Annotated in this window: 23 protein-coding genes; 10 read left to right on the top strand and 13 right to left on the bottom strand. The window is 63.8% G+C overall.

What is annotated here, in order from left to right:
- Nucleotides 1-49 precede the first annotated feature (49 nt).
- Nucleotides 50-1,096: a GGDEF domain-containing protein gene (locus XH83_RS01100; RefSeq protein ID WP_194408124.1), complete on the bottom strand. Its 1,047-nt coding sequence runs from the start codon at nucleotides 1,094-1,096 to the stop codon at nucleotides 50-52.
- 191 nt (nucleotides 1,097-1,287) lie between these two features.
- Here XH83_RS01100 and leuS point away from each other — a divergent pair, with 191 nt between their 5' ends.
- From leuS to holA, 3 genes are all read left to right on the top strand, one after another.
- The gene (gene leuS, locus XH83_RS01095) at nucleotides 1,288-3,924 is read left to right on the top strand and encodes a leucine--tRNA ligase (RefSeq protein WP_194405277.1); all 2,637 of its coding nucleotides are present in this window, start codon (nucleotides 1,288-1,290) and stop codon (nucleotides 3,922-3,924) included.
- A complete protein-coding gene (gene lptE, locus XH83_RS01090) occupies nucleotides 3,911-4,462 on the top strand; it encodes an LPS assembly lipoprotein LptE (RefSeq protein WP_194405276.1) in 552 nt (183 codons plus the stop codon). Before leuS ends, lptE begins: the two co-directional genes overlap by 14 nt.
- A 128-nt stretch (nucleotides 4,463-4,590) precedes the next feature.
- Nucleotides 4,591-5,619, top strand: coding sequence for a DNA polymerase III subunit delta (holA, locus tag XH83_RS01085; RefSeq protein ID WP_194405275.1), 1,029 nt, complete (start codon nucleotides 4,591-4,593; stop codon nucleotides 5,617-5,619).
- Nucleotides 5,620-5,761: 142 nt separating this feature from the next.
- On the opposite strand, the gene XH83_RS01080 is transcribed toward holA, so the two are convergent.
- The 7 genes from XH83_RS01080 to hemJ form a co-directional block, all read right to left on the bottom strand.
- Entirely contained in the window at nucleotides 5,762-6,649 is an 888-nt protein-coding gene (locus XH83_RS01080) for a ParB/RepB/Spo0J family partition protein (protein WP_026312464.1), read from the bottom strand.
- Nucleotides 6,650-6,803: 154 nt separating this feature from the next.
- Entirely contained in the window at nucleotides 6,804-7,664 is an 861-nt protein-coding gene (locus tag XH83_RS01075; protein ID WP_194405274.1) for a ParA family protein, read from the bottom strand.
- Between the two features lie 27 nt (nucleotides 7,665-7,691).
- Nucleotides 7,692-8,324, bottom strand: a complete 633-nt coding sequence (gene rsmG, locus XH83_RS01070) for a 16S rRNA (guanine(527)-N(7))-methyltransferase RsmG (RefSeq protein WP_194408123.1) — start codon at nucleotides 8,322-8,324, stop codon at nucleotides 7,692-7,694.
- A gap of 164 nt (nucleotides 8,325-8,488) precedes the next feature.
- Complete coding sequence (gene mnmG / locus XH83_RS01065; RefSeq protein WP_194405273.1) at nucleotides 8,489-10,369, bottom strand: tRNA uridine-5-carboxymethylaminomethyl(34) synthesis enzyme MnmG; 1,881 nt, start codon at nucleotides 10,367-10,369, stop codon at nucleotides 8,489-8,491.
- A 575-nt stretch (nucleotides 10,370-10,944) separates the two neighbouring features.
- The gene (gene mnmE / locus XH83_RS01060; protein ID WP_194405272.1) at nucleotides 10,945-12,303 is read right to left on the bottom strand and encodes a tRNA uridine-5-carboxymethylaminomethyl(34) synthesis GTPase MnmE; all 1,359 of its coding nucleotides are present in this window, start codon (nucleotides 12,301-12,303) and stop codon (nucleotides 10,945-10,947) included.
- Nucleotides 12,304-12,615: 312 nt separating this feature from the next.
- Nucleotides 12,616-13,881 carry a transcription termination factor Rho gene (gene rho, locus XH83_RS01055; protein WP_008133567.1) on the bottom strand — a complete coding sequence of 422 codons (1,266 nt, stop codon included), beginning with the start codon at nucleotides 13,879-13,881 and terminating at the stop codon, nucleotides 12,616-12,618.
- Between the two features lie 249 nt (nucleotides 13,882-14,130).
- Complete coding sequence (gene hemJ, locus XH83_RS01050; RefSeq protein ID WP_194405271.1) at nucleotides 14,131-14,565, bottom strand: protoporphyrinogen oxidase HemJ; 435 nt, start codon at nucleotides 14,563-14,565, stop codon at nucleotides 14,131-14,133.
- Between the two features lie 457 nt (nucleotides 14,566-15,022).
- On the opposite strand from hemJ, the gene XH83_RS01045 reads away from it, so the two are divergent.
- The 4 genes from XH83_RS01045 to dnaQ are packed head-to-tail and all read left to right on the top strand — an operon-like array spanning nucleotide 15,023 to nucleotide 17,873.
- The gene (locus tag XH83_RS01045) at nucleotides 15,023-15,862 is read left to right on the top strand and encodes a pyruvate, water dikinase regulatory protein (RefSeq protein WP_194405270.1); all 840 of its coding nucleotides are present in this window, start codon (nucleotides 15,023-15,025) and stop codon (nucleotides 15,860-15,862) included.
- An 8-nt stretch (nucleotides 15,863-15,870) separates the two neighbouring features.
- Nucleotides 15,871-16,479 carry a Maf family nucleotide pyrophosphatase gene (locus XH83_RS01040; RefSeq protein WP_194408122.1) on the top strand — a complete coding sequence of 203 codons (609 nt, stop codon included), beginning with the start codon at nucleotides 15,871-15,873 and terminating at the stop codon, nucleotides 16,477-16,479.
- Between the two features lie 23 nt (nucleotides 16,480-16,502).
- On the top strand, nucleotides 16,503-17,102 hold the full coding sequence (gene coaE, locus XH83_RS01035; RefSeq protein WP_194405269.1) for a dephospho-CoA kinase: 600 nt from the start codon (nucleotides 16,503-16,505) through the stop codon (nucleotides 17,100-17,102).
- A gap of 54 nt (nucleotides 17,103-17,156) precedes the next feature.
- Nucleotides 17,157-17,873: a DNA polymerase III subunit epsilon gene (dnaQ, locus tag XH83_RS01030; protein WP_194405268.1), complete on the top strand. Its 717-nt coding sequence runs from the start codon at nucleotides 17,157-17,159 to the stop codon at nucleotides 17,871-17,873.
- Nucleotides 17,874-17,882: 9 nt separating this feature from the next.
- Here dnaQ and secB read toward each other — a convergent pair whose 3' ends face one another.
- Nucleotides 17,883-18,374, bottom strand: a complete 492-nt coding sequence (gene secB / locus XH83_RS01025) for a protein-export chaperone SecB (protein WP_194405267.1) — start codon at nucleotides 18,372-18,374, stop codon at nucleotides 17,883-17,885.
- A 412-nt stretch (nucleotides 18,375-18,786) separates the two neighbouring features.
- Between secB and XH83_RS01020 the strand changes: the two genes are divergently transcribed.
- The 3 genes from XH83_RS01020 to XH83_RS01010 are packed head-to-tail and all read left to right on the top strand — an operon-like array spanning nucleotide 18,787 to nucleotide 21,609.
- Complete coding sequence (locus tag XH83_RS01020) at nucleotides 18,787-19,494, top strand: Tim44/TimA family putative adaptor protein (protein ID WP_194405266.1); 708 nt, start codon at nucleotides 18,787-18,789, stop codon at nucleotides 19,492-19,494.
- A complete protein-coding gene (locus tag XH83_RS01015; RefSeq protein ID WP_194405265.1) occupies nucleotides 19,472-21,010 on the top strand; it encodes a murein transglycosylase A in 1,539 nt (512 codons plus the stop codon). Before XH83_RS01020 ends, XH83_RS01015 begins: the two co-directional genes overlap by 23 nt.
- Nucleotides 21,007-21,609: a Smr/MutS family protein gene (locus tag XH83_RS01010; RefSeq protein WP_194405264.1), complete on the top strand. Its 603-nt coding sequence runs from the start codon at nucleotides 21,007-21,009 to the stop codon at nucleotides 21,607-21,609. The genes XH83_RS01015 and XH83_RS01010 overlap by 4 nt, the downstream gene beginning before the upstream one ends.
- Here XH83_RS01010 and XH83_RS01005 read toward each other — a convergent pair.
- Genes XH83_RS01005 through XH83_RS00990 form a run of 4 tightly spaced genes read right to left on the bottom strand, consistent with a single transcriptional unit; the run spans nucleotide 21,606 to nucleotide 25,216 of the window.
- Nucleotides 21,606-22,730, bottom strand: a complete 1,125-nt coding sequence (locus XH83_RS01005; protein ID WP_194405263.1) for a hypothetical protein — start codon at nucleotides 22,728-22,730, stop codon at nucleotides 21,606-21,608. The genes XH83_RS01010 and XH83_RS01005 overlap by 4 nt on opposite strands.
- A 28-nt stretch (nucleotides 22,731-22,758) precedes the next feature.
- Entirely contained in the window at nucleotides 22,759-24,063 is a 1,305-nt protein-coding gene (gene hslU / locus XH83_RS01000; protein ID WP_194405262.1) for an ATP-dependent protease ATPase subunit HslU, read from the bottom strand.
- Between the two features lie 53 nt (nucleotides 24,064-24,116).
- On the bottom strand, nucleotides 24,117-24,734 hold the full coding sequence (locus XH83_RS00995; protein ID WP_194405261.1) for a DUF2585 domain-containing protein: 618 nt from the start codon (nucleotides 24,732-24,734) through the stop codon (nucleotides 24,117-24,119).
- Nucleotides 24,731-25,216, bottom strand: coding sequence for a GNAT family N-acetyltransferase (locus tag XH83_RS00990; protein WP_194405260.1), 486 nt, complete (start codon nucleotides 25,214-25,216; stop codon nucleotides 24,731-24,733). The genes XH83_RS00995 and XH83_RS00990 overlap by 4 nt, the downstream gene beginning before the upstream one ends.
- Between the last annotated feature and the right edge of the window lie 94 nt (nucleotides 25,217-25,310).

Below are 25,310 nucleotides of genomic sequence, written 5' to 3'. Positions count from 1 at the left end.
ATACGCTGTTGGCACGCCGGCACGGAATGATCGTGTCCCGGCCCGGGCGCTATCCTGGAGCTCCCGCGCGATCGAGCTCGATCTCCGTCACCACGCGATTGCGGCCGCTGCCCTTGGCGAGATAGAGCGCGCGATCGCAGCGCTCGATGAGATCGGTGATCGCTTCGCCGGGCCGGTACTGTGCCACGCCGATCGACACGCTGATATTGGGCAGGGTCTCGCCGGTCGAGCGGCGCGTGATCGTGCATTCGGCGAGCGCACGCCTGATGCGTTCGGCAATCTCGGCGCAAGTGGCGAGATCGGCGTCCGGCAGCACCGCGATCAGCTCCTCCCCGCCATAGCGGGCCGGCAGATCCTGCGTCCGGACCTTTTCCCGCAGCACCTTCGCCATCAGGCGCAGCACCTGGTCGCCGACGCCGTGGCCGAAATTGTCGTTGAAGGTCTTGAAGTGGTCGATGTCGAGCATCAGCACGCTGAGCGGCTCGCCCCAATCCGCAGTCCCCTGCGCCTTGCGCAGGAATTCGTCGAGCGCCCGCCGGTTTGCAAGGCCCGTCAGGGTGTCAGTCCGGGCGCGCTGCTCGGACCGCGAGAGCGAATCCCTGATGACATCGAGCTCGCGGGTTTTTTCCGCAAAGCCCGCTTCCAGCCGCGTCGCGCGTGTGGCGGCCCGGGCCAGCTCGTTCATGAGCTGGGCGACCAGCGCCTTCGGATCGACGCCAGCCTTGCTCTCGTCGGCCACCTGGCTGATGGCCTGCATCTGCGAATGGTTGTCAGCGATCGCGGTCGCCAGAAATTCCTTGGCCGCTCCCATCAGGGCCTGCAGCCGCTCGGACGTGTCGACCACGATGGCGCTGACCTGGGGCGCGACATAGGTCTCGAACAGATCCTGATTGGTACGGGCGTCGAACGGACGATTGTGGTCGATCAAGAGATCGATCGCGTTGCGCAGATCGTCGTGGCTGCCCGCGAAATATTGGTACCAGACCGCGAAATTAGCCGGCGTCGGCGCAATCCGCTGTTCGGCCATGCTGCGCATCGCCCGTCCGGCGATGGAGGCGGCATAATCATAATCGGGATCGTCGAAGCTGGAATCCATTGCGCTCATGCGGTCTTATTGGGCCGCAAATTGGCATCGACCCCTTAATCACACGCCAACGCAGGCCCTCGTAGTTATGCGGAGGCGCGCGCAAAGTTCCAAATCGCGGCAACCCATTGACCCCTTGAGGACTTCTATGGCCTAGTCCGCCGTCTTGAGACGGCCGAACCCATGAAAACCCCAACGATTCCATGACCTCCGAACGCTATAACGCCCGCGACGCCGAACCGCGCTGGCAACGCCTCTGGGACGAACAGGCGATCTTCGTCTCCAAGAACAACGATTCGCGGCCGAAATACTATGTACTCGAGATGTTTCCCTATCCGTCCGGGCGCATCCATATCGGTCACGTCAGGAATTACACGCTCGGCGACGTGCTGGCCCGCTTCATGCGCGCCAAGGGGTTCAACGTGCTGCACCCGATGGGCTGGGACGCGTTCGGCCTGCCGGCCGAGAATGCCGCGATCGAGCGCAAGGTCGCGCCGAAGGCCTGGACCTACGACAACATCGCCGCGATGAAGAAGCAGCTCCGCTCGATCGGGCTGTCGCTGGACTGGAGCCGCGAATTCGCGACCTGCGATCCCAGCTACTACAAGCACCAGCAGAAGATGTTCCTGGACATGCTCGCCGCAGGTCTCGCCGAGCGCGAGAAGCGCAAGCTGAACTGGGACCCGGTCGACATGACCGTGCTCGCCAACGAGCAGGTCATCGACGGCCGCGGCTGGCGCTCCGGCGCAATTGTCGAACAACGGGAAATGAGCCAGTGGGTCTTCAAGATCACGAAGTACTCGCAGGAATTGCTGTCGGCGCTGGATGGTCTGGACCGCTGGCCCGACAAGGTGCGCCTGATGCAGCGCAACTGGATCGGCCGCTCCGAGGGCCTGTTGATCCGTTTCGCGCTGGATGCGGCGACGACGCCGGCTGGCGAGAATGAGCTGAAGATCTTCACGACGCGCCCTGACACGTTATTCGGCGCGAAGTTCATGGCAATCTCGGCGGATCATCCGCTGGCGCAGGCAGCAGCCGCGAAGAACCCGAAGCTCGCGGAATTCATCGCCGACATCAAGAAGATCGGCACCGCACAGTCGATCATCGACACCGCAGAGAAGCAGGGTTTCGACACCGGCATCCGCGCGGTGCATCCGTTCGACCCGAGCTGGAAGCTGCCGGTCTATGTCGCCAATTTCGTGCTGATGGAATACGGCACCGGCGCCATCTTCGGCTGTCCGGCGCACGACCAGCGCGACCTCGACTTCGTCAACAAGTACAATCTCGGCAATACGCCCGTCGTGTGCCCGGAGGGCCAGGATCCGAAGACGTTCGTGATCACCGACACCGCCTACGACGGTGACGGCCGCATGATCAATTCGCGTTTCCTCGACGGCATGACGATCGATCAGGCCAAGGACGAGGTCGCAAAGCGCCTGGAGACCGAGCTGCGCGGCAACGCGCCGGTCGGCGAGCGGCAGGTCAATTTCCGCCTGCGCGATTGGGGCATTTCGCGCCAGCGCTATTGGGGCTGCCCGATCCCGGTCATCCATTGTCCGAAATGCGACGTGGTCCCGGTGCCGGACGCCGACTTGCCGGTGGTGCTGCCGGAGGATGTGAGCTTCGACAAGCCGGGCAACGCGCTGGACCATCATCCGACGTGGAAGCACGTCACCTGCCCCAAATGCGGTGGCAGCGCTAACCGCGAAACCGACACCATGGACACCTTCGTGGATTCGTCCTGGTATTTTGCGCGCTTCACCGATCCCTGGAATGAGACCGCGCCGACGACGCCCGCGGTCGCCAACCGGATGCTGCCGGTCGACCAGTATATCGGCGGCGTCGAGCACGCGATCCTGCATCTGCTCTACAGCCGCTTCTTCACCCGCGCGATGAAGGCGACCGGGCACATTGCGCTGGACGAGCCGTTCGCCGGCATGTTCACGCAAGGCATGGTGGTACACGAGACCTACCAGCGGGCCGACGGTACCTATGTGCAGCCGGCCGAGGTCAAGGTCGAGGTTGGCGGCAACGGGCGCCGCGCGACGCTGCTCAGCACGGGCGAAGACATCCAGATCGGCCCGATCGAGAAGATGTCGAAGTCGAAGAAGAACACGGTCGACCCCGACGACATCATCGAGACCTACGGCGCCGACGTCGCCCGCTGGTTCATGCTGTCGGACTCCCCGCCCGACCGCGACGTGATCTGGAGCGACGAGCGCGTCCAGGGCGCCTCGCGCTTCGTGCAGCGGCTGTGGCGACTGGTGAACGATTCCGTGGAGCTCGGCAAGGCAGCGCCCGCGGCCCGGCCGGCCAGCTTCGGCCCCGACGCCACCGCCCTGCGCAAGGCCGCCCATGGCGCGCTGGACAAGGTGACCACCGGGATCGAGCGGCTGCACTTCAACGTCTGCCTCGCTCATATCCGCGAATTCGCCAACAGCTTCTCGGAAATCCTCCAGCGCCCCGGCCAGCCGTCGTCCGATCTCGCTCCAGATTTGGCTTGGGCGATCCGGGAGGCCAGCCAGATCCTGGTCCAGCTGTTCTCCCCGATGATGCCGCACCTCGCCGAGGAGTGCTGGCAGGCTATGGGCCAGAGCGGGCTGGTTTCCGAGGCCAATTGGCCCCAAATCGAACGCGATTTGCTGGTCGAAGACAGCGTAACCCTGGTGGTCCAGGTCAATGGCAAGAAGCGGGGTGAGGTCACAGTTGCAACAGCGGCCCAGAATCCGGAAATCGAGGCTGCCGTTTTGGCCCTCGATGCGGTAAAGCTGGCCCTGGACGGCAAGCCCGTCCGCAAGGTGATCATCGTCCCCAAGAGGATCGTAAATGTTGTCGGCTAGGATCCGCATCGCAGCCCGCTTGCTGGCGGTCGCCGCCCTGGCCGCGTTGACCGCCGGCTGCTTCCAGCCGATGTATGCCGAGCGAAACGACGGCACCCCCGGCCTGCGCGAGAAGCTGATGGGGGTCGAGCTGCCCCCGATCAGCAAGCCCAACGCCTCCCGCGAGGCTCGCGTCGGCGTCGAGATCCGCAACGCCCTCGCCTTCAAGCTTTACGGCTCGGCGACGGGCATGCCGCCGACCCACCGGCTGGACATCCGCTTCACCACCAACCGTTCCTCGTTGATCGTCAGCACCGCGACGGGACTGCCGACCAACGAAAATCTCGGCATCGACGCCCAATACAATCTGATCGACGTCGCGACCGGCAAATCCGTCATGTCCGGCTCGACCTTCTCGCGCGTGTCCTACGACATGCCGGGGTCCTATCAGCGCTTCTCCCGCAACCGCGCCGTGCGCGACGCGGAGGATCGTGCCGCCAGCGAGATTGCCGAGAACATCACGACCCGGCTCGCCTCGTTCTTTACCGCGGGGACCTGAACCACTCCCGTCATTCCGGGGCACGCACAGCGTGAACCCGGAATCTCGATCAACAATCTCTGGATTCTCAGGTGCGCAATGCGCACCGTAGTTGGCGCTTCGCGCGCACCGGAATGACGATCTAGGCCATGGTCGCGCTGCGTGGAAAAGAGATCGACAGCTTCCTCGCCCGCCCCGATGCGGGCCGTCCGATCATCCTGCTTTACGGTCCCGACGCCGGTCTGGTGCGCGAGCGCGCCGATGCGTTGATCGCCTCCGCCGTCGATGATCCCAACGATCCCTTTGCGATGGTGAAGCTCGACGGCGACGAGCTGTCTGCCGAGCCATCGCGGCTGGTCGACGAGGCCATGACGGTGCCGCTGTTCGGCGGCCGCCGCGCCATCCGCATCCGCGCAGGCTCGCGCAGCTTTGCCAGCGGGATAGACACCCTGGCCGAGATGAACGTCAGGGATTGCCGCATCGTGATCGAGGCCGGCGAGCTCCGCCCGGAATCGCCGCTGCGCAAGGCGTGCGAGAAAGCCAAGACGGCTGTGGCGATCGGCTGCTATCCCGACACCGAGCGCGATCTCGCCAAGCTGATGGACGACGAGCTGCGTATCGCGAATCTGCGCATCGCACAGGACGCCCGTGCCGCGCTAATGTCGTTCCTCGGCGGTGACCGCCAGGCCTCGCGCAACGAGCTGCGCAAGCTGACGCTCTATTCCCACGGCAAGGGCGAGGTCACGCTGGACGACGTGATGGCGGTGGTCGCGGACGCGTCCGAGCTGAAGCTCGACCCGATCGTCGACGGCGCCTTTGCCGGGCGGCCCGATATCGTCGAGACCGAATTCGCAAAAGCCATGATCGCCGGCACCTATCCCGGCGTGATCATCTCCGCCGCGCAGCGCCAGGCGGCGTGGCTGCACAAATCCGCGCTCGCCATCGCCGACGGCCAGCCTGCCTCCGCCGTGCTCGACGGCGGCTATCCGCGCCTGCATTTTTCCCGAAAGCCCGCGGTCGAAACCGCGCTGCGCAATTTCAGCGTGGCGAAGCTCGCCGCGGTGATCGAGCAGCTCGCGGCCGCGGCGCTCGACACCCGCAAGCAATCCACCCTTGCCGCCGCCATCGCCCAGCGCACGCTGATGGCGATCGCCGCAAATGCGAAGCGGCGGGGCTGAGCCCGAACTCTCTCCGCGTATTGCGAGCGCAGCGAAGCAATGTTGAAGCACGCGGCCTTCCCAAGGTCGTCCTGGCGAACGCCAGGACAACACTGAAGGTGTGGCCAATCGCCCGGCTCACAACGCCAGGGCAGGTCGTGGCCTACAGCGCGCCCTTGGCCAGACGCTTCATGACCTCGTCGAGCTGATCGAGGTTGCGGTAGTTGATCTGCACCGAGCCGCCGGGGTCGCGGTGATTGACGGTGACCTTGAGGCCGAGCGCATCGCTGACGCGCTTCTCCAGATCGATCGTGTCGGGGTCCTTTTCCTTGCCCCCCGTGCTGCGCGCCTTTTGCGGCTTGCGCTCCGGCACGCCCTCTTCATGCGCGAGCGCTTCGGCCTGCCGGACGTTGAGTCCCTCCTCGACGATGCGCTTGGCGGCGGCGAGCGGATCCGGCACGCCGATCAGTGCGCGGGCGTGACCGGCCGTCAGCTCGCCGGTTGCGATGAAGGCCTGCACCTCCGCCGGCAGCTTGGTCAGCCGCATCATGTTGGCGACGTGGCTGCGGCTCTTGCCGACGACTTTCGCGATGTCGTCCTGGCTGCGTTTGAACTCGTTGGCCAGCGCGTGATAGCCCTGCGCCTCTTCCATCGGGTTGAGGTCTTCGCGCTGCACGTTCTCGACGATCGCGAACTCCAGCGCATCGCTGTCGCTGATGTCGACCGGCACGATCGGCACTTCGTGCAGGCCGGCCATTTGCGAAGCGCGCCAGCGCCGCTCGCCGGCGATGATCTCGAAGCGATCCTGCGCGCCCTTCACGGGACGCACCACGATCGGCTGGATCACGCCATGCTGCTTGATGGACTCGCTGAGCTCCTTCAGCTCGGTGTCGGAAAAGGTGCGGCGCGGATTGCGCGGATTGGCCTTGATGAATTCGATCGGCACCTTGCGCTGCGCGCGCGGACGATCGACGTGCTGAGCCTCGCCACCGACATCACCGATCAGACTTGCAAGCCCCCGGCCCAGTCGCGAACGCGCTTCATCGGCCATCGCCAGCTCCCTTGGATTCACGGTGCAGCACTCCAGAACTGAATTTCAAATCGTAGGTCGTAGGGCGGATCAGCGCAGCGTAATCCGCCACAGGTTCGTTCGCGGCGAGAGATCGGCGGGTTACGCTGCGCCAACCCGCCCTGCGGATCTCACGTCAATGCGTAACGCGCAGCTCGCGCTCACGCTGGATCACCTCGGTGGCGAGCCTCAAATAGGCTTCGCTGCCGACGCATTTGAGATCGTAGACCAGCACCGGCTTGCCGTAGGACGGCGCCTCCGAGATGCGCACGTTGCGCGGGATCATGGTCTTGTAGACCTTCTCGCCCATGAACTGCCGGACGTCCGCGACGACCTGGTTCGACAGGTTGTTGCGCGAGTCGAACATGGTCAGCACGATGCCGTGGATCGACAGGTTCGGATTGAGCGTCGAGCGCACCTGCTCCACCGTCTGCAGCAATTGCGACAGACCTTCGAGCGCGAAGAACTCGCACTGCAACGGGACCAGGATTGCATCCGAAGCCGCCATCGCGTTCACCGTCAGCAGGTTGAGCGAGGGCGGGCAGTCGATCAGCACATAGGTGTAGTCGGCATCCGGCGAGACGTTGTTGTTGAGCGCGCCGATGGCGTCGCGCAGCTTGAAGGCGCGGCCGGGCGTGGTGCCGAGCTCGAGCTCGAGGCCGGAGAGATCCATGGTCGACGGCGCGATGTGCAGCCGCGGCACCGCGGTCGAGACCACGGCTTCGCGCAGGGGCGCTTCACCGATCAGCACGTCGTAGGTCGAGCAGGAGCGGCTGCGGCGGTCGATCCCGAGGCCGGTCGAGGCGTTGCCCTGGGGATCGAGATCGACGATCAGGACGCGTTCGCCAATCGCGGCGAGCGCCGTGCCGAGATTGATCGCTGTGGTTGTTTTTCCCACACCGCCCTTTTGATTCGCCAGCGCCAGGATGCGCGGGTGGCCGTGCGGCACCTCGCTGGTCGGTTCTTGCGTCTGCTGCGGCTCGTCAATCACGGTCATCGAAAATTCCCCAGTCCCCTGAACGCCTCACCCGCGCCGTTCGGCCGCATCCAGCTCCACGATCCAGCCGTCACCCGTGCGGCTTTGGTGGAGCTGAGGCGCAATATTCCAATATTTAGAGGCTTCGGTCAATTCAGCCTCTACATCTTGACCCTTGAGAAACAACGCCTTTGCGCCCTGGCGCATCAGCGGCTCCGCAAAGCCGATGAGTTGATGTAGCGGAGCCAGCGCACGCGCGGTGACGCAATCGACGGGGCCGGTGATTCTATCCACATTATCCCCGATCTCAGCGAGATGTACGACTCCCGGAGATGTGGTGACGCGGATCGCTTCGCGCAAAAAGGCGGCCTTCTTCGCGATTCGCTCGACGAGATGAACCCTCGCATCCGGCGTACCGGCCATGGCGCAGGCGAGCACCACGCCGGGAAAGCCGCCGCCGCTGCCGAGGTCGGCCCAGCGTTTTGCCGTAGGCGCGAGCTCGACCAGCTGAAGCGAGTCGGCAATGTGCCTGGTCCAAAGCTGTGGCAACGTCGAAGGTGCGACCAGATTGGTCTTGGCCTGCCACTCCCGGAGCAGCGCGATATAGCGATCGAGCCGCTCCTCGGTTTCACGTGAAACGGGCGCGAGCTTCAACGCCGCCCGCTTGTCCGCGGCGATGATGGAATCGAGTGCGGGATCGTTCGCGCTGGCTTTGTCGATCTTCGGCTTGGCGGGCCCCGGATCAGATCGATGACCCGCGCCCTCACCTGTGCCGGGTCGTCGCGATAACGGTCTGTCTCCGCCCGGTCCGCGCTGTTTCACGTGAAACGCCTATTGCAATTGGCTTATGCGATTGCCTTGGAAGTCTTCCGTGCCTCGCGACGAAGATAGGCCGCGAGGATGCCGAGCGCCGCTGGTGTCATGCCGTCAATCCGGCCGGCCTGGCCGACCGTAAACGGCCGCGCCTTCTCCAGCTTGGCGCGGACCTCGTTGGACAGACCGGGCACGAGGCTGTAGTCGACCTCCGACAGCACCATCCCCTCGTCGCGCCGGAAAGCCTCGACGTCGGCGCTCTGGCGCTCGAGATAGACATCGTATTTGGCGTCGATCTCAAGATGGGTCGCGATGACGGGATCGATGGCTGATAGCTCAGGCCAGATCGTCCGGACCTGGCTCCAACCGATCTCCGGATAAGCCATCAGCTCGAAGGCCGACCGGCGCTGGCCATCGCGGTTCAGGGACAATCCGTGCTTGATCGCCTCGTTCGGGGTGATGGTCAGCGACTTCGAGAGCGTCCGGGCTGCGTTCAGGGCGTCCATCTTGGCGCGATAGTGCAGGGTTCGGCCGCTTCCAACACACCCCAGGGCGATGCCCTTCTCCGTCAGACGCTGATCGGCATTGTCCGCCCGCAGCGTCAGCCGGTACTCGGCCCGCGAGGTGAACATCCGATAGGGTTCGCTGATGCCGCGGGTGACGAGGTCGTCGATCATCACCCCGAGATAGCCATCGGCACGATCGAACACCGTCAGTGCCGCTCCGCTCGCAGCAAGCGCCGCATTCAGACCGGCCACGATGCCCTGCCCGGCCGCTTCTTCGTACCCGGTAGTGCCGTTGATCTGCCCGGCCAGGAACAGCCCACGCAGACGCTTGGTCTGCAGGGTCGGATCGAGCTCCCGGGGATCGATATGGTCGTATTCGATGGCGTAGCCGGGACGGACCATTTTCACCCGCTCCAGGCCCGGGATGGTGGCGAGGATCGCGAGCTGGACCTCCTCGGGCAGCGACGTCGAGATGCCGTTGGGATAGACCGTGCTGTCGTCGAGTCCTTCCGGCTCCAGGAATATCTGGTGACCGTCACGGTCGCCGAAGCGGACGATCTTGTCCTCGATCGAGGGACAATAGCGCGGACCGGAGCTCTTGATCTGGCCGGAGTACATCGGGGAGCGATGGACATTGGCCCGGATCACTTCATGCGTTGCCGCGGTGGTCCGGGTGATCCCGCATTGGATCTGCGGGGTCGTGATCCGCTCGGTCATGACCGAGAAGGGCTCCGGCGGTTCGTCACCGGGTTGCATTTCGACCGCGGACCAGTCGATCGTGGTGCCATCCAAACGCGGCGGAGTGCCGGTCTTGAGCCGTCCCAAGGTGAAGCCGGCCCGCTCGAAGGAGGCCGACAGACCCATCGCGGGGGCCTCGCCGACCCGGCCGGCCGGCCAATTCTTCTCACCGAGATGGATCAGACCACGGAGAAAGGTGCCGGTGGTGACGACAACGGCCCCTGCCCGGAGCTCCCGGCCGTCAGCCAAGCGCAATCCAGTCACTCGGCCATCGGTCACGATCAGCTCGTCGGCTTCGCCTTCAATGATGAAAAGGCCCTCGGTCTCGCGGATCGCGGCCTGCATCGCAGCGGCATAAAGCTTCCGGTCCGCCTGGGCCCGGGGACCGCGGACAGCAGGACCCTTGCGGCGATTGAGGACGCGAAACTGGATCCCGCCGGCATCGCCGACCCGGCCCATCAGACCATCGAGAGCGTCGACTTCTCGGACGAGATGGCCCTTGCCGAGACCCCCGATAGCGGGATTGCAGGACATCGCGCCGACGGTCGAGAAACGGTGCGTGACCAGGGCGGTCGCCGCGCCCATCCGGGCAGACGCAGCCGCGGCTTCACAGCCGGCATGGCCGCCGCCAATCACGATGACGTCGAAGCTCTCTCGCTCTGTTCGCATGGGCGGACTTCTAGCTCAGAGGCGGGAAAGCCGGAAGCGGAAACTGGGGCGCACGGTGTTTCACGTGAAACATGTGCCGGGCGGGGCGGCAAAAACGATTTTGCGAAAACAACCCCATGCAAAGTAGGAAACCTTGGGAGGGATGCTGTTTCACGTGAAACGGAATGCCCATGCCTGAAGCGCCGGGGCCAAAGCCCGGCGGCGGCAGGCCCGGCCGTTGGGAGCGCAGCGAAGCAAGCCAGCCCCTGTCTCCCTGAAGGCGGTCCGGATCGCTTCGTTTTAGGAGCGCCTCTTAATGACGGGATCGCGAGCACACCGATCGTTTCGACGGTTGCGCTTTCCGACTGGCTAGCGGCATGGGGAATCGAGACCGGTCCGGCCGTCACCTGTTTCACGTGAAACGACCGGAACCCCACTGGAGGAAGCGCCCGGGAAGCTCGTTGGCCCGGCTATGACCGGCCCGGGTTGCGCTTCGCTCCATCCGGGCTACGAGGCCGGAACTTCTAAGCGGGACCACGTTTCACGTGAAACACAAGAAATGGAACAAGCGCTAGTTCTACAATGAAGAACTAGCCCTACTTTCCGATGCAGAATTTCTGAAAAATGGCGCCCAGGACATCCTCGACGTCCACCCGACCCAGCAGCCGGCCCAAGGCATAAGCGGCGGCACGCAATTCCTCGGCGGCCAGCTCTTCGCCTTGTTCTACAAGCTCGAGGCTCCGGCGCAAGCTGTCCGACGCGCGGCTCAACAGGTCGCGTTGGCGCGCCCGGGTCACAACGCCGTCCTCGCTGGCTCCGAAGAACTCGGCCGCGAATTTGACGAGGGCCTCGACCAGCTCGGGGATGCCATCGCCTTCACGCGCCGAAATCGCAAACTCGCCCGGCGCGGCGGAGCCTCCGGCTCTGCTGAGGTCAATCTTGTTTCGGACGATCCACACCGGGCCGCCGGACCGATCGCTCTCAGTCCCGGAATTTTGAAGCGACTGCAACGGCACCGGATCAACGGCTTGCTCGGGTTCGACCAGCCATAACACGAGGTCGGCGTCTTCGGCCCGCGCGCGGGCGCGGCGCACGCCCTCCTGCTCGACCGGATCGTCGGTCTCGCGAATGCCGGCGGTGTCGATCATCGTGACCGGATAGCCGTCGAGATCGAGCTGTACCTCGATCACGTCGCGCGTCGTGCCGGCATGCGGCGAGACGATCGCGACCTCGCGGCGTGCGAGCTGATTCATCAACGTCGACTTGCCGACATTCGGCTCGCCGGCGATCGCGACCACGAGCCCGTCGCGCAGACGTTCAGAATGTCCCTGCGTCGCAAGGACTTTTGCAATTTCGTCATGCAACGCTTTGATGGCGCTGATCGCCGGCGCCATCAATTCGGCGGGCACGTCGCCTTCATCGGAAAAATCGATGCCGGCTTCGATCAGCGCCGACGCCTCAATGATGCGCTCGCGCCAGTCGCGCGCGCGGTCGCCGAGCAGGCCCTGCAACTGGCGCAGCGCCTGGCGCCGCTGCCGGTCGGTATCGGCGTGAATGAGATCGTCGAGACCCTCGGCCTCGGTGAGGTCGAGCTTGCCGTTCTCGAATGCCCGCCGCGTGAACTCACCCGGTTCGGCCGCCCGTGTATTCGGAATAAAAGAAATAGAGGTGAGCAGCGTCGCCAGAACCGCGCGGCCGCCATGAGTATGGAACTCAGCGATGTCCTCGCCCGTCGCACTGGCAGGTCCTGGAAACCAGAGCACCACCGCATCGTCGATCGGCTCGCCGGCCCTATCCCGGAGCAGGCGGCGGCTGGCCTGCCGCGGTGCCGGCAGCTTGCCGGCAAGCATCTTCAGCACCTGGCCGGCCTGCGAGCCCGACACGCGCACCACCGCGATCGCGCTGGGCGCCCGGCCGGATGACAGCGCAAAAATGGTCTGGTCTCGCGGATGCATGGCCCATTTGTCCAGCTGCCGACGAAAAAGCAAATGTGGGCTTCAGCTCCGTCCGCGGCGCAATTTGCTGCAGAAATCCCGCAGCAATTCCTTATTGCACTGCAATATATCCGCCGGATTCTGCTGCAGAAACACCTTCTCGGGCAGCAGTTCGGCCGAGCCGAATTCAAGTATTACCAAGATATATCAACAGATTAATCGAAGGCAGGAATCGGTCGTCCCGCCATCGCTCATGCTGCGGCTTTTCCGCAGCAACAACGCACAACAAAAAGGGCGCCCGAAGGCGCCCTCTGATCTTATGCTGCACTGCACTCAAGTATTCATGGAGTCGAAGAACTCCGAATTGCTCTTGGTCGAACGCAGCTTGTCGAGCAGGAAGTCGATCGCGTCCATCGTCCCCATCGGATTGAGGATGCGGCGGAGCACGTACATCTTCTTGAGCACCTGCGGGTCGGTGATGAGCTCTTCCTTGCGGGTGCCGGAGCGCGAGATGTCGATCGCCGGGAAGGTGCGCTTGTCCGAGACCTTGCGGTCCAGGATAAGTTCCGAGTTACCGGTGCCCTTGAACTCTTCGAAGATGACTTCGTCCATGCGGCTGCCGGTATCGACCAGCGCGGTCGCGATGATGGTCAGCGAGCCGCCCTCCTCGATGTTGCGGGCGGCACCGAAGAAGCGCTTCGGGCGCTGCAGCGCGTTGGCGTCGACACCGCCGGTCAGCACCTTGCCGGATGACGGCACGACGGTGTTGTAGGCGCGGCCGAGGCGCGTGATCGAATCGAGCAGGATGACGACGTCGCGGCCATGCTCGACGAGACGCTTGGCCTTCTCGATCACCATCTCGGCGACCTGGACGTGACGCACCGCCGGCTCGTCGAAGGTAGAAGAGACGACCTCGCCCTTCACCGAACGCTGCATGTCCGTGACTTCTTCCGGACGCTCGTCGATCAAGAGCACGATCAGGTAGCATTCGGGATGATTGTGCGTGATCGAGTGCGCGATGTTCTGCATCAGCACGGTCTTACCCGTGCGCGGCGGCGCAACGATCAATGCGCGCTGGCCCTTGCCGATGGGAGCGACGATGTCGATCACGCGTGCAGACAGGTCTTTCCGCGTCGGATCGTCGATTTCCATGCGGAAGCGCTGATTCGGAAACAGCGGCGTGAGGTTGTCGAAATTGACCTTGTGCTTGGCCTTTTCCGGATCCTCGAAATTGAGCGTGTTGACCTTCAGCAGCGCGAAATAGCGCTCGCCCTCTTTCGGGCTGCGGATGTGGCCTTCGATGGTGTCGCCGGTGCGCAGGCCGAAACGGCGGATCTGCGACGGCGAAACGTAGATGTCGTCCGGGCCCGGCAGATAATTCGCATCGGGCGAACGGAGGAAGCCGAAGCCATCGGAAAGCACTTCGACGACGCCCTGGCCGACGATGTCGGTCTCGGCGAGTGCGAGCTGCTTGAGGATGGCGAACAGCAGCTCCTGCTTTCGCATCGTGCTGGCGTTCTCGACCCCATTCTCCTCCGCAAACGAGACGAGCTCGGCCGGCGTTTTGGACTTGAGGTCTTCGAGTTTAATTTCCCGCATTGGGGTGGTCCTGTGGGGTAACCTGGGGAGGGGGGTGCGAGGAGGCTCTGAAATGCGGACGTGAGAAGAGAAGGTCCGCAGGTCTGGCAAGGTTAAGTGCCGATGAGGCTTCAAACCTGATGCGGTGTCCGGCCTCTGGAAAGCTCAGACACAACCACATCCGCCTGCGTTGGGTGGGATGTCGACAATATAGAAAATCGCTTCCAGCTCCGCAAGAAGAAGCGCTGAGCTATTCGCGAGAGGCCTTGCCTAGAACGGCTTCACGATCACCATGATGACGATGACAATCATCAGGACAGTCGGCACCTCATTGATAATGCGATAGAATTTCTGGGTGCGCGGGCGCCGGTCGGCAGCGAAATCCTTCAGCCAGCGGGAAAAAAAGCCGTGGACCGCCGACATCGCCAGGACCAGTGCCAGTTTTACGTGCAGCCAGCCGAACGAGAACCAATGGCCGGACCAGGCGAGATAGAGGCCGGCGAGCCAGGTGACCATCATGGCGGGATTGATGATGGCCTTGAGCAGCCGACGCTCCATCACCTTGAACGTTTCCGACTGCTTCGAGCCGATCTCGGCCTCGGAATGATAGACGAACAGCCGCGGCAGATAGAGCATGCCCGCCATCCAGGCGATGACGGCGATCACGTGCAGGGCCTTGATCCAGAGATAGACGTCTTCGAACATTTTCGGCCCCGGATTGCTGCCCAGCGAATGGAACTGGGGATAGTAAGAACTCGTTAAGGTCTCACCGTGCACACATATCCGTCCGGTGTGCCTTCCTCAAATCTAGAATCTTAGATTCTTAAGGTTTGAGTCTATGTGACCGTGGATTGGACTCATGCAATTCCATCCGCGGGTTCGCGCGCGCTTGTTCACACCCGTCAACATATCCCCTATCGTTCCTGGCGCTCTGCGATAAGTCGGCCAGCCTCAAAGGCTTGCGCCTTTCTGTCGGCAGCTTATCAAGGGGGTTGTCCGCATAATCCCGTTTCCCGGCGGGCAGGCCGGCGAACTTGTTCAGACGGGCAGCGGTGTGAAGAAAATTGGCACTTGTCCCGCCCCTGGTGTCGCGCAACCCTTTCCGAGGAGTTAAGGTCCACAGAAATCCACAAACCACACCGCCCTCATACAAAGAGTTTTTGTGCCGACCTCGAACAATTATTTCCATCTGCACCTCGTCTCCGACTCCACCGGCGAGACGCTGATCACCGTGGCTCGCGCGGTTGCGGCTCAATACGCCAATGTGACGCCGGTCGAGCACGTCTATCCGCTGGTGCGCAGCCAGAAGCAGCTCGATCGGGTCCTCGATGAGATCGAGGAGGCGCCGGGAATCGTGCTGTTCACGCTGCTCGAGAAGGATCTCGTCTCCAGGCTCGAGGACAAGTGCAAGGGGATCAACGTTCCGAGCCTGTCGATCATCGGCCCGGTGATGCAGCTGTTCGAAGCCTATCTTGGCGCAGCAACCACCGGCCGCGTCGGCGCCCAGCACGTCCTCAACGCGGAATATTTCAAGCGCATCGACGCGCTGAACTACACGATGATCCACGACGACGGCCAGCATGTCGAAGGCCTCGACGATGCCGACGTCGTCCTGGTCGGCGTGTCCCGCACCTCGAAAACACCGACGTCGATTTATCTGGCGAACCGCGGCATCCGGACCGCCAACGTGCCGTTGGTTCCGGGCATTCCGGTGCCCTCGCAATTGGAGACGCTGACGCGGCCATTGGTGGTCAGCCTTCACGCGACGCCGGAACGCCTGATCCAGATCCGCCAGAATCGCCTGCTCTCCATGGGAGCCGAGTCCGGCAGCGACACTTACACCGACAAGCAATCGGTCACCGAGGAGGTCGCGTTTGCGCGCAAGCTCAGCGCCAAGCACGATTGGCCGCTGCTCGACGTCACGCGCCGCTCGATCGAGGAAACCGCGGCGGCGATCATGAAGCTCTACAGCGATCGCCAACGCAACCGGCCTTCCGAATAGTTTTCGCGATGGGTCTGTGGCTCGGCACATCTCCGTTGATCCTGGCGTCGCAGAGCAGCGCGCGGAAAATGCTGCTGGCCAATGCCGGGCTGGAGTTCAGGGCTGTGACCGCTGATATCGACGAACGCGGTATTCAAGGCGCATCAGAGCTTTCAAATCCGCGCGAGATCGCTTTGCTGCTGGCGCGCGAAAAGGCTAGGGCGGTCTGCGCCCGTTATCCCAGGAGCTACGTGATCGGCGCCGATCAGACGCTGGCTCTTGGCAACCGCCTCTTCAACAAGCCCGCGGGCCGCCCGCAGGCCTTGGCGCAATTGCGCGAGCTCGCCGGCAACAGCCATGAGCTAAACTCCGCAGTCGCCGTGGCGCATGACGGCAAGATTGTTTTCGAAGACGTCTCGATCGCCCGCATGACGATGCGTGAGATGACCGAGGGCGAGCTTTCAGCGTATCTGGATGTTGCCGGCGACGCCGTCACGACCAGCGTCGGCGCCTATCAGCTCGAGGGGTTGGGCATCCATCTGTTCGAGCGCATCGAGGGCGATCATTTCACCATTCTCGGTCTGCCGTTGCTGCCGCTGCTTGCGTTCCTGCGAAGCGAACGGCTAGTTGCCGTGTGAATGACAGACATGGCTGTAGGCTGATGCGGATCCTCGGACTGACCGGCTCGATCGGGATGGGCAAATCGACCACCGCAAAGCTGTTCGCGGAGGCGGGCGTGCCCGTCTACGACGCCGATGCCGCCGTGCATCAGCTCTATGAAGGTGACGCGGCGCCGGCGATCGAGGCCGCCTTTCCCGGCACCACCGTGAACGGCAAGGTGGACCGGCCAAAATTGTCGGCGCGCGTGGTGCACGATCCCGCCGCCATCAAGCAGCTCGAGCAGATCGTGCATCCGATGCTCGGCGCCTCCCGGCAAAAGTTCTTTGCCGAGGCCGAGGCTGCCAAGGCGCCGGTCGTGGTGCTGGACATCCCGCTGCTGTTCGAGACCGGCGGCGAGAAGCGGGTCGATGCGGTGGTCGTGGTCTCGACCTCGCCGGAACTCCAGCGCGAGCGGGTGCTGGCGCGCGGCACGATGGACGAAGCCAAGCTGGACGCCATCATCGCCAAGCAGACGCCCGATGCCGAGAAGCGCAAGCGGGCCGATTTCGTGGTGGATACCTCGCACGGACTCGAGCCGGTGCGGGCGCAAATCGCGCACATCCTGGCCGAGGTCGTTAAGATGCCGCAGCGGCGAACCTGATTCGCCGCCTCGCCGGCTTTCAGCACTCCGACCTCAACTTACTGATCTCAAGTCATGCGCGAAATCGTTCTCGACACCGAAACCACCGGCCTCGATCCGCTCCGCGGCGATCGTCTGGTCGAAATTGGCTGCGTCGAGATCTTCAACCGCATGCCGACCGGCCAGACCTATCACGTCTATATCAATCCTGAGCGGGACATGCCGGCGGAGGCCTTCGCGGTGCACGGGCTGTCGGCCGAATTCCTGTCGACCAAGCCGCTGTTCCACGAAGTCGCCGATGCGTTTCTGGAGTTCATCGGCGATGCGCCGCTGGTGATCCACAATGCCTCGTTCGACATCGGCTTCATCAACGCCGAGCTCGACAGGATCAAGCGCGCAGCGATCCCGCGTGAGCGGCTGGTCGACACGCTGCTGCTGGCGCGACGCAAGCATCCCGGCGTGTCGAACCGGCTCGACGATCTCTGCTCGCGCTATGCGATCGACAATTCACACCGCACCAAGCACGGCGCGCTGCTGGATGCCGAGCTGCTGGCCGAGGTCTATGTCGATCTGGTCGGGGCGCGGCAGTCGCAGCTGCTTCTGGCGTCGGAGAGCGAAGAGATTCGCATCAATGCTGCGGGCGATACGCCGCGGCGGCAGCGCCTGGTGCCGCTTGCGCCGCGGGTTTCGGATGCCGAGCGGGAGGCCCATCGGGCCTTCATCGCAACGATGGGCGAAAAGGCGATCTGGAACGAGTATCTCGTTGCTCCAGTCGCCTCTCCGGCTGGTTAAGGCTGTGAGTTAGGCCTGGCCGGTCTGGCCGCCGCCCTGGGAGGCCATTTGCCGCTCCATGTTCTGGCGATAGAGACCGACGAAGTCGACCGGATCCAGCATCAAGGGCGGGAACCCGCCGTCGCGCACCGCAGTCGCGATGATCTCGCGTGCGAACGGGAACAGCAGGCGCGGGCACTCGATCATGACCAGCGGATGCAGATTCTCCTTCGGCACGTTGGCGATGCGGAACACGCCGGCATAGGCGAGCTCGAACGAGAACATGATCTTGCCCGCGGTCTCGGCCTTGCCCTCGACCGACAGCGTCACCTCGAACTCCTGTTCGCTGAGATTGTTGGCGCTGACGTTGATCTGGATGTTGATCTGGGGCGGCTGGCTCTGCTGCTGGAGCGAGCTGGGCGCGTTCGGATTTTCGAACGACAGGTCCTTGGTATATTGCGCCAGCACGTTGAGCTGGGGAGCCTGGGCCGCCTCGGGAGGGGTGCCGTTACCGTTGGTCATGAGAGTCTCTCCTTACCCGATTTGGGCTGAATTTCGCGGCGGTTGGCTAACATAGGGCTGCCTCGTTCCACAAGGACGAACGGTCCCGGGGTGGGATTTCCGGCCGCGCCAAGCCTTGCGGCGGTCATCCGGCCTTTTCGGCAAAATAGCGCCTTAAACGATTGAAGATGCGCGATTTCCGGGCAGGATCGGGTTTCCCCTTAAGCATAAAACGCGCTACACTCGGTGCTGTGCCAAAAGGCGCCATTGGCCGGGCAAGATTTCGTGCCTACATCCCCAGGACCTGACGTGGACCTAAAATGGTGATGTAGACTTGCCGTTCCCGTGTGGAACGGTCTACTGGCCGGATTGATTTTCCCGGCGACGACCCCAAAAGCGAAGACCCAGGCAACGGCCAGAAAGCGAATACGACGTGGACATCTACACCATCATCTTCCTGGCGCTGGCGGTCTTCATCTTTCTGCGGCTGCGCAGCGTGCTCGGGCAGCGAACCGGCAACGAACGGCCGCCGTTCGATCGGACCGCCGCTCGCAATGCGCTGGGAGGTGCCCAGGACAACAACGTCGTGACCATGCCGGGCAAGGTGATCGACCAGGCCCCGCTGGCGCCGACCGCCGACCCGACCCCTCCCTCCGACCGCTGGAAGGGCCTCGCCGAACCCGGGACCACGCTGGCGCAGGGCCTGGATGCCATCGTCGAGAAGGATTCCACCTTTGACCCGCGTCATTTCATCTCGGGCGCCCGCGGCGCCTATGAGATGATCGTGCTGGCCTTCGCCAACGGCGACCGCCGCGCGCTGCGCGACCTGTTGTCGCCGGACGTCTATGACAGCTTCGACGCGGCGATCAAGGAACGCGAGAAGAACGAGCAGAAGACCGAGACCCGCTTCGTCTCGATCGACAAGGCCGAGCTGGTCGGCGCCGAGCTGCGCGACCGGACCGCCCAGCTCACGATCCGTTTCGTCTCGCAGATGATCTCGGCCACCCGGGACAAGGCCGGCAACATCGTCGACGGCAGTGCCGACACGGTTGCCGACATCACCGACATCTGGACTTTCGCCCGCGACATCACCTCTCGCGATCCGAACTGGAAGCTGGTTGGCACCGGAAGCGCGAATTAAGATCCTATTGAAGAACAGCGCGACCGCGCTTTGCGCAGGCGTCGTCGTGCTGTCGTCGTTTTCGCTCGGCGCCGAGGCGGCGCGGCGCCACTACCGCAACCATCACCATCATCTCCCGCACTTGCCCGCTGCTCCGCCGCGGGCCTTGCCCTATCCGCAACTCCCCCTGCCGCTCGAAATATCAGGCGCGCAATACATGCCGCTGGCCTGGGCGGACGTGAAGGGCTGGGGCGACGACAATCATCTCGCCGCGTTCAAGACGTTCCGCGCGAGCTGCAAGTCGATCAATGCGCAGACCGGCGCGACTGAACCGAAAGCGCTGGCGGGTTCGCTGAACGAGCCTTGCAAGGTCGCGAAGACGCTCGAGCTCAGCGACGACGCGAAAGCAAAGACCTTCTTCGAGGAGAATTTTGCGCCGCTGCGCATCTCGCGGCTCGGCGAGCCCGATGGTTTCGTCACCGGCTATTACGAGCCGGTGCTGGAGGGATCGCGCACCCAGACCGACATCTACAACGTTCCTGTCTACCGCCGCCCTTCGAATCTGTTCGTGCGCGGCTACAAGCAGGATTCGGTGAGCCTGCCCAACAAGGGCCCGGTCTATCGCAAGATCGGCCGCCGCAAGCTGGTGCCCTATTACGACCGCGGCGAGATCGAGGACGGCAAGATCGCCGGCCGCGGACTGGAGATCGCCTGGCTGAAGGATCCCACCGATCTGTTGTTCGCGCAGATCCAGGGTTCAGCGCGCATCAAGTTCGACGACGGCAGCTCGGTCCGGCTCAACTACGACGCCTATAACGGCTATCCCTACACCGCCGTCGGGCGCATCCTGATCGAGCGCGGCATCATCCCCAGGGAAGAGATGTCGATGCAGAAGATCAGGGAGTGGATGACGCAAAACCCTGACGGCGCCAAGGAGCTGCGCCGCGCCAACCGCGCCTACATCTTCTTTCGCGAGGTCAATTTGTCCGACAAGGACGAGGCGGTGGGTGCGCAAGGCATTCCGCTGACGGCGGGACGCTCGATCGCGGTCGACAAATCGCTGCATGTCTACGGCACGCCGTTCTTCATCGAGGGCGAGCTGCCGATCGAATCCGACCGCGCGAAAACACCGTTCCATCGGCTGATGATCGCGCAGGATACCGGCTCGGCCATCATCGGGCCTGCGCGCGCCGACCTGTTTTTCGGTGCTGGCCAGGAGGCCGGCCGCATCTCCGGCCGACTGCGCCATCCCATGCATTTCGTGATGCTGGTGCCGAAGGGGCTCGATCCCTCGGTTCGCGCCGCGCGCCTGCCGGTGCCTGATCCGCGTCCGTCGGAGAAGATCGCAAAGCTGTTTCCGCAGACCGATCCGGGCAAGGGGACGACGAAGCCGGCAGCCGCCGCCGCTTCAGCGGACAACAAGACGGAAACAATTGCCACCGCAGGTCCGGTCCCGCTACCGGTGCCGCGCCCCGCGATCGAGCCCGCTCCCGAACCGCAGCGGCCGGTGAAGAAGCGTCCCCATCGGCAGCAATGAAGCGATCGTCTCGTCCGCCCGTGCTGGAGCCTCGCCCCTCGCCGCGTCGTCGCGCGCTGAGCGAGGAGGAGCGCGAGCTGTGGGAGACGGTCGCCAAACAGGTCAAGCCGCTGCGGAAGCACCGCGTGGCCAAGGTGGTGGTCAAGGCGCACGCCGCGCCGCTCGCTGGACCTTCACTGGTAGCCCCGGCGCTGCGGCCCTCGCCACCGCCGAGGCCGGTGGCTGAGGCCCCGGCGCCGCGTATCGCGAAGCCGCAAGTCCCGCCCTTGGCGCCGCTTGGCAAGCGCGAGCGCACAAAGCTGTCGCGCGGCCGCAGCGAGATCGAGGCGCGGCTCGACCTGCACGGCATGACCCAGACGCGCGCCCATCGCGCGCTGACCGGCTTCCTGCACCGCGCCCATCATGACGGCCTGACCTTCGTGCTGGTCATCACCGGCAAGGGCCGCAGCGGCGGCGAAAGCGGCGTGCTGCGCCGCCAGGTGCCGGAATGGCTGAGCCTGCCCGAATTCCGCGCCTTCGTCGTGGGATTCGAGACGGCGCATATCGGCCATGGCGGCGAGGGCGCGCTGTATGTGCGGATCAGGCGGGCCAGACTCTAGAACGGCCGGATGATTCCGACGCGCGGGATCAGGGTGATGATCAGGCCGAAGATGTTTGTCTTCCGGTCGTCAGGCGGAATCAGCGCGGTCTCGTGCGCCGCCGGCAGCATCTTCACCGCATGCAGGATCAGGAACATGCAGACCGCCCAGTTCGAGATCCAGCGCGAATAGTCGAACACCATCGCAAACATCACGAGATAGGCGAGGCTGATTCCGATCAGCGCCGCGATGACGAGGCGGCGGTGCATCTCGCTCGCGAGCGTGCCGATCAGCTTCGCGAGGAAACGCCACAGCGGCGTGTGCAGCCAGATCAGCAACGCGAACACAGGTATACCGAGGCTGTTGTGCGGCAGGCGGCCCCAGGTGTCGGAAACTTCCTTCGCCAGCGGCTGGTACCAGATATAGGCGAATTGCAAGAGATCGGTGCGCGAGGGATCGGCCATGCGCGTTTTCAAATAGGTGACGAAGTCCGCCTCCGGGATCGGCATCGTTCCCCAGAATTGCGCGGCGAAGAACAGCGCGGAGACGATCGCGAGGGCGACGATACCGAACGCGACATTGCCGCGATCAAGCCCGTAAGCGAGATAGTGCCTGATCACGACGATGGTGACGATCGTCGGCACATACATCAAGAGATGAATGTGGTGGATCAGCACGAGGATGACCGAGAACAGCGCTGCCGTGGCGACGAACAGCAGCGAGCGCGCGGGCATCAGCAGCAGGATCATGGCCAGCGCACAGCCATAGATGTCGAAATGGCCGAGCGTGTGCATGAAATTCTTCAGGAAGAACGGCGAGCCCGCGATGAAGACGAACAGCGGCAGCGTCTTCGCGGTGAAGCCGAAGGTCTTCTGGAACAGCTTTGCGTACAGCCCCAGCGTCGCCAGCCACGTCACCCCGCCCAGCGCGAACACCAGCCAGACCGGCACCTTGTCGGTGAGCAGCGCGACCATCGCCCCGATCAGTGCGCGCTTGATGAAGCCGAAATGGTAATCGACCAGGAGGTGGATGTAGGGGACGTAAGGCGGCAGCTGGATCTTGTGCACGAACACGCTGACGATCACCGCCGCGTTGATCGCGAGCAGCAGGCGCCAGGGATTTTGCAGGATGCGTACGGTCACGCCGCATCCATAGCGTGACCGCCCCGAATTACAAAATAAACCGGCTCAAATCCGCGTTCTTGGCGAGATCACCGACGTGCTTCTGCACGAAATCGGCATCGACCTTGACGGTCTCGCCGCTACGGTCGGGGGCGGTGAAGGAGATCTCGTCCAGCACCCGCTCCATCACGGTCTGCAGCCGCCGCGCGCCGATGTTCTCGACGGTCGAATTCACGGCGACCGCGACGTCGGCGAGCGCGTCGATGGCGCTGTCGGTGATGTCGAGCGTCACACCCTCGGTCCGCATCAAGGCGACATATTGCTTGATCAGCGAGGCCTCGGGCTCGGTCAGGATGCGGCGCATGTCGTCGCGGGTCAGCGCCTGCAATTCGACGCGGATCGGCAGGCGGCCCTGCAATTCCGGCAACAGGTCGGACGGCTTGGCGACGTGGAACGCGCCGGACGCGATGAACAGGATGTGGTCGGTCTTCACCGCGCCATGCTTGGTCGAGACCGTGGTGCCTTCGATCAGAGGCAAGAGATCGCGCTGCACACCCTCGCGCGAGACGTCGCCGCCGACGCGGCCGTCACGGGCGCAGATCTTGTCGATCTCGTCGAGGAACACGATGCCGTTGTTCTCGACCGCGCTGATCGCCTCCAGCGTCAGCTGATCATTATCCAGCAGCTTGTCGGATTCCTCGTTGACGAGGATCTCGTGCGAGCCTTCCACGGTCAGGCGCCGCGTCTTGCTGCGACCCCCTAACTTGCCGAAAATGTCGCCGATCGAGATCGCGCCCATCTGCGCGCCCGGCATGCCCGGGATCTCGAACATCGGCATGCCGCTGCCGGAGGATTGCGTCTCGACCTCGATTTCCTTGTCGTTGAGCTCGCCGGCGCGCAGCTTCTTGCGGAAGGATTCCCGCGTCGTGGAAGAGGCATTGGCGCCGACCAGCGCATCGAGCACGCGCTCCTCGGCGGCGAGCTGTGCGCGGGCGTGCACGTCCTTGCGCTTCTTCTCGCGGACCTGGGCGATCGCGACCTCGACGAGGTCGCGCACGATCTGCTCGACGTCGCGGCCGACATAGCCGACCTCGGTGAATTTGGTCGCCTCCACCTTCAGGAACGGCGCGTTCGCGAGTTTTGCCAGTCGCCGCGCGATTTCGGTCTTGCCGACGCCGGTGGGGCCGATCATCAGGATGTTCTTCGGCAGCACCTCCTCGCGCAAGGAGCCTTCGAGCTGCTGTCGCCGCCAGCGATTGCGCAGCGCGATCGAGACGGCGCGCTTGGCATCGGCCTGGCCGACGATGAAACGGTCGAGTTCGGAAACGATTTCACGCGGAGAGAAGTCTGTCATGGGACCTTAGCTAGGGTCAGTTGCGGAGGAGGACAAGCCGCTTTTTTCGGCCGTCAGATGATCGGCGGGCCCGATTGCCATTGCTTCACCGCCTCGATCGGATGGATCAGCATCAGGATGTTGAGCGTCAGATTGTCGCGAATGTGCAGCGCCAGCATGATCTCGAAGGCGAGGCCGATCAGAACGGTCATCGAGACCGGCAGTGCGCGCGCGACGAGGAACCCGAGCACCATGGCCAGATTGTCGGAGACCGAGTTGACGATGCTGTCGCCGAAATAATCCAGCGAGATCGTGCCGGCGCGGTAGCGCTCGATGATGAAGGGCGAGTTCTCGACGATCTCCCAGGCACCTTCGATCAGCATCGCGGTGATCAGCCGAGCAGGCCAGGACAAGCTGAGGAACGGCAGGCGCGCGAACAGAAGCCAGGTCAAGCCATAGAACAGGAAGCCGTGCAGCACGTGCGAGAAGGTGTACCAGTCGGCGATGTGCTGGGAATTCTCCGAGCTGTTCACCACGCCGTGCCACAGCTTGACAGTGCCGCAGGTGCAGATCGGCACCCGGCCCATCGCAAGCAGGATCGCGGCCTGCAGAGCCAGCAGCGATAGCGCGATGCCGGCCCAGGCAAGTGGTGAAAACGCGGTCTTGCTTGCGCGCGCGTGAACCAGCGTCATGCTTCGCGCACCATTAATAGGGCCGCTCCGTCCGGCGTCTCGACCAAGCGGTCGCGGACGAAGCCTGCCTTCTCATAGGCGCGCAGGGCGCGCGCGTTGAGCGGATCAGGATCGGTGACCATGCGCGGCAGGCCGCTGCGAAACTGCTCATCGACAAACTGACGGATTAACGCCGAGCCATGGCCGCGTCCGATCATGTCGCTCTCGCCGATGAACTGGTCGATCCCACGCGTGCCCTCCGGTTGCAGCCCGAAGCCCGTATTCCAGGCGGTCAGGCGGTAGCACTGAAGATAGCCGAAGGGCTTGTCGCCGGCCAACACGATGAACTGGTCCATCGCTGGCTCGTCGAGGTCGCCGCTGACGAGCGCATACTGCTCGTCCGGATCGCCCCACCATTCCCGCACATGGGCCTCGCCCAGCCACCGCTGGATCAGCGGCAGGTCGGCCGCTGTCATCGGACGGAACGTGTAGGTAGGCGTCATCGCGCGCCGGTGCGCTCCCTCTCCCGCTTGCGGGAGAGGCCTGGGGAAAGGGGATCTCTGCAATGGGATAGCCCCCAAGGGGGGAAAGCCCCCA

Origin of the sequence: Bradyrhizobium sp. CCBAU 53351 (assembly GCF_015291745.1) — a bacterium.
In the GTDB taxonomy this organism is placed as follows: domain Bacteria; phylum Pseudomonadota; class Alphaproteobacteria; order Rhizobiales; family Xanthobacteraceae; genus Bradyrhizobium.
The sequence above is the reverse complement of the archived record's forward strand: the minus strand, read 5'-3'. Positions and strand labels throughout refer to the sequence as shown.

Excerpts from the sequence above, each read along its gene's own strand:
- XH83_RS01100 (WP_194408124.1), bottom strand. The coding sequence starts at position 1,096 with ATGGATTCCAGCTTCGACGATCCCGATTATGATTATGCCGCCTCCATC.
- leuS (WP_194405277.1), top strand. The coding sequence starts at position 1,288 with ATGACCTCCGAACGCTATAACGCCCGCGACGCCGAACCGCGCTGGCAA.
- lptE (WP_194405276.1), top strand. The coding sequence starts at position 3,911 with ATGTTGTCGGCTAGGATCCGCATCGCAGCCCGCTTGCTGGCGGTCGCC.
- holA (WP_194405275.1), top strand. The coding sequence starts at position 4,591 with ATGGTCGCGCTGCGTGGAAAAGAGATCGACAGCTTCCTCGCCCGCCCC.
- XH83_RS01080 (WP_026312464.1), bottom strand. The coding sequence starts at position 6,649 with ATGGCCGATGAAGCGCGTTCGCGACTGGGCCGGGGGCTTGCAAGTCTG.
- XH83_RS01075 (WP_194405274.1), bottom strand. The coding sequence starts at position 7,664 with ATGACCGTGATTGACGAGCCGCAGCAGACGCAAGAACCGACCAGCGAG.
- mnmG (WP_194405273.1), bottom strand. The coding sequence starts at position 10,369 with ATGCGAACAGAGCGAGAGAGCTTCGACGTCATCGTGATTGGCGGCGGC.
- mnmE (WP_194405272.1), bottom strand. The coding sequence starts at position 12,303 with ATGCATCCGCGAGACCAGACCATTTTTGCGCTGTCATCCGGCCGGGCG.
- rho (WP_008133567.1), bottom strand. The coding sequence starts at position 13,881 with ATGCGGGAAATTAAACTCGAAGACCTCAAGTCCAAAACGCCGGCCGAG.
- hemJ (WP_194405271.1), bottom strand. The coding sequence starts at position 14,565 with ATGTTCGAAGACGTCTATCTCTGGATCAAGGCCCTGCACGTGATCGCC.
- XH83_RS01040 (WP_194408122.1), top strand. The coding sequence starts at position 15,871 with ATGGGTCTGTGGCTCGGCACATCTCCGTTGATCCTGGCGTCGCAGAGC.
- coaE (WP_194405269.1), top strand. The coding sequence starts at position 16,503 with ATGCGGATCCTCGGACTGACCGGCTCGATCGGGATGGGCAAATCGACC.
- dnaQ (WP_194405268.1), top strand. The coding sequence starts at position 17,157 with ATGCGCGAAATCGTTCTCGACACCGAAACCACCGGCCTCGATCCGCTC.
- secB (WP_194405267.1), bottom strand. The coding sequence starts at position 18,374 with ATGACCAACGGTAACGGCACCCCTCCCGAGGCGGCCCAGGCTCCCCAG.
- XH83_RS01010 (WP_194405264.1), top strand. The coding sequence starts at position 21,007 with ATGAAGCGATCGTCTCGTCCGCCCGTGCTGGAGCCTCGCCCCTCGCCG.
- hslU (WP_194405262.1), bottom strand. The coding sequence starts at position 24,063 with ATGACAGACTTCTCTCCGCGTGAAATCGTTTCCGAACTCGACCGTTTC.
- XH83_RS00995 (WP_194405261.1), bottom strand. The coding sequence starts at position 24,734 with ATGACGCTGGTTCACGCGCGCGCAAGCAAGACCGCGTTTTCACCACTT.
- XH83_RS00990 (WP_194405260.1), bottom strand. The coding sequence starts at position 25,216 with ATGACGCCTACCTACACGTTCCGTCCGATGACAGCGGCCGACCTGCCG.